The 6,867-nt window shown below is 42.3% G+C and carries 8 protein-coding genes; 6 read left to right on the forward strand and 2 right to left on the reverse strand.

Translation table 11 applies throughout. The features are described from left to right. The first annotated feature begins 31 nt into the window (after positions 1-31). From RCO25_RS30535 to RCO25_RS30550, 4 genes are all read left to right on the forward strand, one after another. Positions 32-400: a GntR family transcriptional regulator gene (locus RCO25_RS30535; RefSeq protein ID WP_308999855.1), complete on the forward strand. Its 369-nt coding sequence runs from the start codon at positions 32-34 to the stop codon at positions 398-400. Then, positions 397-1,278, forward strand: coding sequence for an ATP-binding cassette domain-containing protein (locus tag RCO25_RS30540; protein ID WP_308999856.1), 882 nt, complete (start codon positions 397-399; stop codon positions 1,276-1,278). Before RCO25_RS30535 ends, RCO25_RS30540 begins: the two co-directional genes overlap by 4 nt. Then, positions 1,275-2,021: a hypothetical protein gene (locus RCO25_RS30545; RefSeq protein ID WP_308999857.1), complete on the forward strand. Its 747-nt coding sequence runs from the start codon at positions 1,275-1,277 to the stop codon at positions 2,019-2,021. Before RCO25_RS30540 ends, RCO25_RS30545 begins: the two co-directional genes overlap by 4 nt. A gap of 291 nt (positions 2,022-2,312) precedes the next feature. Then, positions 2,313-4,214, forward strand: a complete 1,902-nt coding sequence (locus tag RCO25_RS30550; RefSeq protein WP_308999858.1) for an ATP-binding protein — start codon at positions 2,313-2,315, stop codon at positions 4,212-4,214. 46 nt (positions 4,215-4,260) lie between these two features. Here RCO25_RS30550 and RCO25_RS30555 read toward each other — a convergent pair whose 3' ends face one another. Both RCO25_RS30555 and RCO25_RS30560 read right to left on the reverse strand, forming a co-directional pair. After that, positions 4,261-4,503 (reverse strand): NHLP leader peptide family RiPP precursor, encoded by a 243-nt coding sequence (locus RCO25_RS30555; protein ID WP_308999859.1) that lies wholly within the window; start codon positions 4,501-4,503, stop codon positions 4,261-4,263. Positions 4,504-4,618: 115 nt separating this feature from the next. Then, positions 4,619-5,551, reverse strand: coding sequence for a hypothetical protein (locus RCO25_RS30560; RefSeq protein WP_308999860.1), 933 nt, complete (start codon positions 5,549-5,551; stop codon positions 4,619-4,621). A gap of 372 nt (positions 5,552-5,923) precedes the next feature. Between RCO25_RS30560 and RCO25_RS30565 the strand changes: the two genes are divergently transcribed. Both RCO25_RS30565 and tnpA read left to right on the forward strand, forming a co-directional pair. After that, positions 5,924-6,493: a hypothetical protein gene (locus RCO25_RS30565; protein WP_308999861.1), complete on the forward strand. Its 570-nt coding sequence runs from the start codon at positions 5,924-5,926 to the stop codon at positions 6,491-6,493. 183 nt (positions 6,494-6,676) lie between these two features. After that, positions 6,677-6,867: IS200/IS605 family transposase (tnpA, locus tag RCO25_RS30570; RefSeq protein WP_308999862.1), on the forward strand; the 191-nt coding region annotated here is incomplete at its 3' end.

The following is a 6,867-nucleotide window of genomic DNA, read 5'->3' on the forward strand; positions in this document are numbered from 1 at the left end:
TAATGAACCGAATGAGCAAAGAGGTGATGAGATGTTTGACGACCGTAGTCCCATATACCAGCAAATAGCTGACAAAATTAAAGATGACATCGTAAGCGGCGTTCTGCAGGAGGATGAGCAGATTATGTCTACGAATCAATATGCAGCTTTTTACCGCATAAACCCGGCTACGGCAGCGAAAGGCTTTCATTTATTAACGGAGGAAGGCATTTTGTATAAGAAAAGGGGAATTGGCATGTTTGTGAGCGGTGAAGCGAGGCAGTCGCTGCTTGTACAGCGCAGGGAGCGTTTTTTTGAAGAGGTCGTTGATCAGATGCTTGCTGAAGCCGCCAAAATCGGTGTGCCGGTATCGGAAATCATTGGGCGAATCGAGCAGGCAAACGGGAGGGATCCGGAATGACGCTTACGATTGAAGTGAAGGATTTACAGCTGCGCTATGGCTCTTTTGCGGCGATCAAGGATATGTCATTCAAGCTGGAGGGCGGTAAAATATACGGGCTTCTGGGCAGGAACGGCTCAGGGAAAACAAGCTTGTTGTCGGTCCTGGCCTCTTTCCGCGAGCAGTCGAATGGCACTGTAACCATTGGCGGTGAGGTACCCTTCGAAAATGCGCGAATCATGGAGCAGGTATGCTTCATCCAAGAAAGCGGCTTTATGGCAGAAAGCTCCAATGTTCGTGACGTGTTAAAGCTTGCGGCAAGCTGCTGGCCTAATTGGGATGCCGAATATGCTAAGCGTCTCATAACGCAATATGATCTTCCTATGAAAAAAAGTGTGTCCTCGCTTTCCCGAGGCATGAAATCAGCGCTTGGCGTAACAATAGGGATGGCTAGCCGCGCTCCGGTCACGATTTTTGACGAGGCCTATCTCGGTATGGATGCACCGTCGCGCTATGCCTTCTACGATGAAATCTTGAATGACTATATGGAAACGCCCCGCACGTTTATTTTATCCACGCATTTGATCGAGGAGGTAGGCTCATTGTTCGAAGAAGTGCTTATTTTGGATCAAGGCCGTCTTATTATGCATGAGGAAACCGAAGCGGTGCGGGCGCGCGGGGCAGCTATTACAGGGGCAAGCGAGGCTGTGGATCGTTTTGTGGAAGGCTTGACGGTGCTCGGGGAAAAAAAGCTGGGCAAAACAAAATCCGTCACCGTGTTCGGAGAGTTAACGGAAGAACTTCGTAAGCGCGCGCTTGCGGAGGGACTTGAACTCGGACCTGTATCGCTTCAGGATTTGTTCGTTCATATGACGAAGAAACGAGGGGATGAGCAATGAGCGGCAAGAGAAAACATCCTGTGCTGAACGTAGCGCGGCATATGATATACAGCTTCCGATGGACCTTTGTCTATTATTGGCTCATCTATATTGCGATTTTTGTAGGCATTGCCTATTTAAAGACCTCCAACGCCGTCATTGATGAAGAGCTTGGTTTGCAAGGCGTTTGGGAGAGCGCATCCGTATCACCCAAAATCTTTCTTATGGTCATCGGCATCATGCTGACCCCGCTATCATTAGCCAGCTTTGTTTCCAACGGTGTAACGAGGAAACATTTCATAGGCGGCATGATTCTAGTCGTAACCGCAGTATCTGCTTTATTCGGACTCACTATGACGGCTGGCTATCTTGTTGAGCAATTCGTATATAATCAAAATCATTGGCAGCTGGAGCTGCAAAATCCGCATCTCTTTACATCTTCCGCGCAGCCAGTCTGGATTTTTTTCGAATATTTCTTCTTGTTCTTTGCCTACTTTGGCAGCGGATGGCTGATCGGCTCCGGATTTCCCCGTTTTCATTGGCAAATGGGCATCGCATTCTCCATCGTCGCCCTTCTGCCAGCTATGGCAATGGAGGCTGTTTTATCCTCAGATTGGATCGGGAAGCTGCTTCAGTTGATATTAGATGTTGAGCGAAATCCGCTGGCGGTAGTTGTCCTGCTTGCCGTTCTTGTGCTGGCTTTCACGATGGCCATGAATTATTTCCTTCTTCGCCGCGTGGCGATTAAGAAAAGGACCTTTTAAAGGAAAAGGGCAGGCTGCCCCCAATGATCACGATGATCGGCGGGGGCAGTCTTTTTTAATATATAAGAATTTATAAGTTTTCACTTATAAATGTTCTTATATATCTCCGCGAAACGATAGCTTTTGCCACTAAGGACGGCGACAGCCGTTTACGCTTGTGATTAGCCTGCATTACATCAGTTGTTTACTTTTTTTTTTGGAAAATAGGTAAATGTTAGAAGGAGCTGTATCGAAGATTGTCGAAATATAGTGTAGTAGATGTTTTATATATTCGACATTTCGAGGTGCATTATGAAAGCATTACGTAAATTCGTATTAGTCTTCATCCTATCGTTACTGCTTATTACTTCCTTCCTAATTGCGCCTTCCTACGCATTAACGAATTCACCGACTACTGAAATAACGGAGTGGGAAATGAGTTGGCAGGATAATTCCAATCATACGATCGAAGATTTGATCAGTAACTCGCAATCAATGGAATGGATGTCCATTTCCTATAAGGATACGCTCCCGGAGAAACCAGCTAACTTAAAATCCGCATGGTTGAGATTCAAACTGCCTGAATTTGAATTAGCAAGACCCACATTATTAATTAGTGAATTGACTGCTAAAGATGTGACGATTTATGTTGAGGATCGGCTCGTTTACGAGTCCAATCGGAATTATCCATATAATAGAAATGAAATCCTGCTTTCATTAAATGCAGATGAATCAGGTGAAATGATTTATATGCTTCTAAATACCAATGCCGATTGGCTAGGACTAAAGAAACAAATACGGTTAGGTGAAAACCAGACTTTGAGCAAAGACTTCATGAAGCATGACATGCTTGATGTCGTATTAGGAGCAGCCCTATTATTTGTATCATTGGCTATGTTTTTAAGTATTATTTTTTTGAGTAAAGCATATTTAGCTGGTTGGAGTTCTCTGTGTGTTGTTATTTTCTCTATTGGTCTGATGATTATTTCTTATTCTCCATACCTGCATACCATTTACGGAGAGTATGGAATCTTTATTTATTATTCGTTTGATGTGGCCTCAGGGTTATTTATGCCTGCGATTTATTTCTTTTTTGAGAAAATTTTTGGAAGGGGCCCATTTGGACTCATAACTAAGTTTAGGAAAATTCAATTTATGTTATTTATTATGACTGTCATTTTGTTGACTCTTTCCTTTGTATCAGATCAAATAAAAGAAATTTATACGATGGTTACGATTGTATCTTTTGGAGGCTCAATCGTTATTGGGAACGTACTGCTTATCGTTTTGCTTATAAATTATTGCCTCCAGCGAAATAAAGAAGCTATTATTTTAACGACTGGTTTTGGTATCTTTTCTGTCGTTGGGGTATCGGAAGTTATTTGGTATTTTATTAAAGATATGAACTATGATCTGTTTTATTGGAAATGGGCTATTCTAAGTTTTATAGCAGCGCTTGTTATTATTTTGGCAAGAAGAATATTACATAACTATGAACAGGTAGTAAAATACTCGAAGCAGCTGGAAGTATTCAATAATGAGCTCCAACGCTCCGAAAAAATGGAAATCATTAGTCAGTTGGCCGCTTCTGTAGCGCATGAGGTGCGTAATCCATTGCAAGTGACGAGGGGCTTTCTTCAGCTCCTGCGTGAGAAAACGGCGAATGATAAGGATAAAAGCTTTATGGTACTGGCTATAGACGAATTGGATCGTGCCTCAGAGATTATTACAGATTTTTTAACATTCGCGAAACCCCAGCTTGAAAATACAACTCTTCTAGATATTGCAGAAGAGCTTCTGCAAATTGAAGGAATATTGGTACCCTTAGCGACCATGCAGGGCGGGGTAATCAAGGTTGATTTGGAGAAGGAGTTATTTGTACGGGGTAATTCATCCAAGCTGAAGCAGGCACTTATAAATATTATTAAAAATAGTATTGAAGCTTTGGATAAAGAAGGCGTTATCGCTATTCGAGCCTACATGGATGACTCTAATAATGTAGTCATTCGAATAAAAGATAACGGGGAGGGGATGCATGAGGCTGATCTGAAGAGACTTGGGGAGCCTTATTATTCCAAGAAAACGAAAGGAACAGGTTTAGGCTTAATGGTTACCTTTCGCATTATCGAAGTTATGCAAGGGAAAGTAGAGTTTCATAGTAAGAAGGGTTTTGGCACCGAAGCAATTATCCTGATTCCTTCTGCAAATAAATAACGCTGGTTGCTTATGTAAGAGCAACCAGCGCTTTTTTTTTGAAATTCTATTGCCACATTGCGCCTTCTACGCTCTCTGCATCTTTAAGCTCTGCAGGATTTTGCGGGAGAACTAGATAGAACTTATTAGCCGATTCTTCGACGACTTCAACTTCAATTGTATCCGGTACATCAATGCCAAAAGCTTCTTTAACGGCTGCTTTCGGATTGGCGAGAAGCTCTTTCTTGAAATCGGCATCTTCCCAAGCTTTTTGAATAATTTGGTCTTGCAATGATTTTTCTGCGGACACAATAATCACCCTTCCGAATATGTATAAGTTTACCATACCCAGTCTATCATGTCCTTTCGACAAATTCTATATAAAATTTCAATTATTCGACATTTAATAGAAACTATTGTACCTTTTATATGTAATTTCTAGATAGAAAGTAGTTGAATCCTCCCTTGATGAGATGCTTCTTGTTTGATTCTATCGTCTCATATGTATGAATTAAATGATTCATGATGTAGGAGTGAAAGTCTACTAACTCATCGGTCTCTGTCTCTAATGCAAGAAGATTCGTGTGGTTTTTGATTGAGCGTTGTATATACGGCTTCATGCATCCCCGTATATAAATCTCATTTTCAGCTTCCTTTTCCGTTAAATGCGTATCTGCCGTTCGATTTGAGGCGATCATCGCCAATAAACCGTTGTAGCTGCCGTCTGCAAGATCTTCCTTCCAGTCCGCGTAATCATCAGCCATCTGCAGCGTCATCAGCACAATATCAATTGCATGCTCCAGCTTCTCGATTAACTCTGTACGATCCGTTAACAGCAGAGCGCCAGTGCAGGCGATTTTGACGGGGCCGGCTTTGCCAGCCGTCCGGATGGGATTCCGGATAAAATAATCGTCGCGGTGCTCATTCGTTACACTTTCGGCCCAGATCGTCACATAACGATGATAATAGCTCCAAAATAACGAATGCGAAGGAAATAGCTCACGGAATACGCCAAACATTTCGAGCAAAAGAAGATTGCCGAGGGCAAGCTGTTCCTTCCAGCCCAAAGAAGGCTGACTGTCCATCACATCATCCTGAATGAAAAAATAAAGCATCCCATAAACATTAGCTAATGCGAGCTTTTCACACTGCGAATCGCTGATTCCGCTGGGCTTTTTCACCCAGTAGGGCAGCAGGCTGCATATATAATCCTTGCCGCTTTCATGCTTAACCGGGTTGAACTTATCCGCGTAAACGAGACCAATCGTATTCAGCGGCTCGGGAAACAGAGCAATACGGGCTTCCGCCATGCTGTAAACTTGCGCCAGCTGTGCTTTATAACGGGTGAACCATTCCATGAAAACGCCTCCGCTGCAAATGGATATACATGATACACTATACTAAATGAAGATTTGTTGCATATAGATAGGTTATGAACGGTGTCAATCTTTTCCTACTATATCATTTGTCCTGCAAGAAAATCTTAACATTTTTTTAACCAAGAGGGAGAAAAGGGCGAGTTCCTTATTGAGTAAAAAGAGAAAATCCAGTAATATGAAGTTAGGTTATGAAAGTAGAAGAGGTTGGTAAACGGCCCTCTGTCACACTATACTTACAGAACTGGACTAAGGTCGGGGTTAGGGCTATTACCTGAGCAGGTTTAGAATTTCGTTCTCCTGCATTAAAGTTAATACCTAGATGAAAGTTCTTTAATGTGGAGGTAGTACGGCATGAATAGAGATAAGGAAATCTATGTGCTCTTAACGAACACGGGGACATTATTTTCGAAGACGATAAGATGGTATACGAAGAATATGCTAAATCATGCGTCGATCGCTTTTGACAGCAATCTGAACGAGGTTTACAGCTTCGGCCGAAAGAATCCTAACAATCCGTTTTTTGCCGGTTTTGTGAAAGAGGATGTTCGAGGCGAATTTTTTGAGAATTCAACCTGCGCTTTATACAGATGCACAATTAGCCATTGCTCCTATATAAACATTAGAAATCAGATCCACTACATGGAAAAGAACAGCGATCAATACAAGTATAACCTGCTCGGCATGTTCGGCATCATGCTTAACATTGAGATGAAACGGGATTACGCTTATTTTTGCTCACAATTCGTGGCATCCGTTTTTGAGGAAAGCGGAGTGAACCTGGTCAATAAGCCGTCACTGTTTGTTACCCCCGCTGATCTGGAGAACACTTCTATGCTTGAGTTAGTATACCACGGCAAACTGCACACCTACACAGGCGTCAAAGAGGAAATAAAAGCGACAGGCACATTCAGAACAGCGTAAAAGAGATCTCTCATGGGGAGGTCTTTTTCTTTTTTATAATTAAGCGCCGAAAAACCCCTTGCTTTAGCTATGGGGATGTAAGGTGCTTCGGGTGAAAGGCAGCTAAAGCTGCCTTAATCACCCGACATTAGATAGCGTATGGCAATCTACTGTTTTGTGGTATAATTTTCTTGGGGTGAATCGATGTCACAGCGAGTAGTGGAAAGTAATCACAATGTAACATTTGACTGTAAGTACCATGTTGTATTTTGCCCAAAATATAGACGCAAAGTTCTAATACCTCCTATTGATGCAAGATTAAAAGAACTGTTCCAGCTTAAATCAGAAGAACTTCGAGCTGAGATTGTGGAAATGGAAATCATGCCTGATCACGT

Origin of the sequence: Paenibacillus sp. LHD-38 (assembly GCF_031157315.1) — a bacterium.
Taxonomy (GTDB): Bacteria; Bacillota; Bacilli; order Paenibacillales; family Paenibacillaceae; genus Pristimantibacillus.

Excerpts from the sequence above, each read along its gene's own strand:
- RCO25_RS30545 (WP_308999857.1), top strand. The coding sequence starts at position 1,275 with ATGAGCGGCAAGAGAAAACATCCTGTGCTGAACGTAGCGCGGCATATG.
- RCO25_RS30540 (WP_308999856.1), top strand. The coding sequence starts at position 397 with ATGACGCTTACGATTGAAGTGAAGGATTTACAGCTGCGCTATGGCTCT.
- RCO25_RS30560 (WP_308999860.1), bottom strand. The coding sequence starts at position 5,551 with ATGGAATGGTTCACCCGTTATAAAGCACAGCTGGCGCAAGTTTACAGC.
- RCO25_RS30535 (WP_308999855.1), top strand. The coding sequence starts at position 32 with ATGTTTGACGACCGTAGTCCCATATACCAGCAAATAGCTGACAAAATT.
- RCO25_RS30565 (WP_308999861.1), top strand. The coding sequence starts at position 5,924 with ATGAATAGAGATAAGGAAATCTATGTGCTCTTAACGAACACGGGGACA.
- RCO25_RS30550 (WP_308999858.1), top strand. The coding sequence starts at position 2,313 with ATGAAAGCATTACGTAAATTCGTATTAGTCTTCATCCTATCGTTACTG.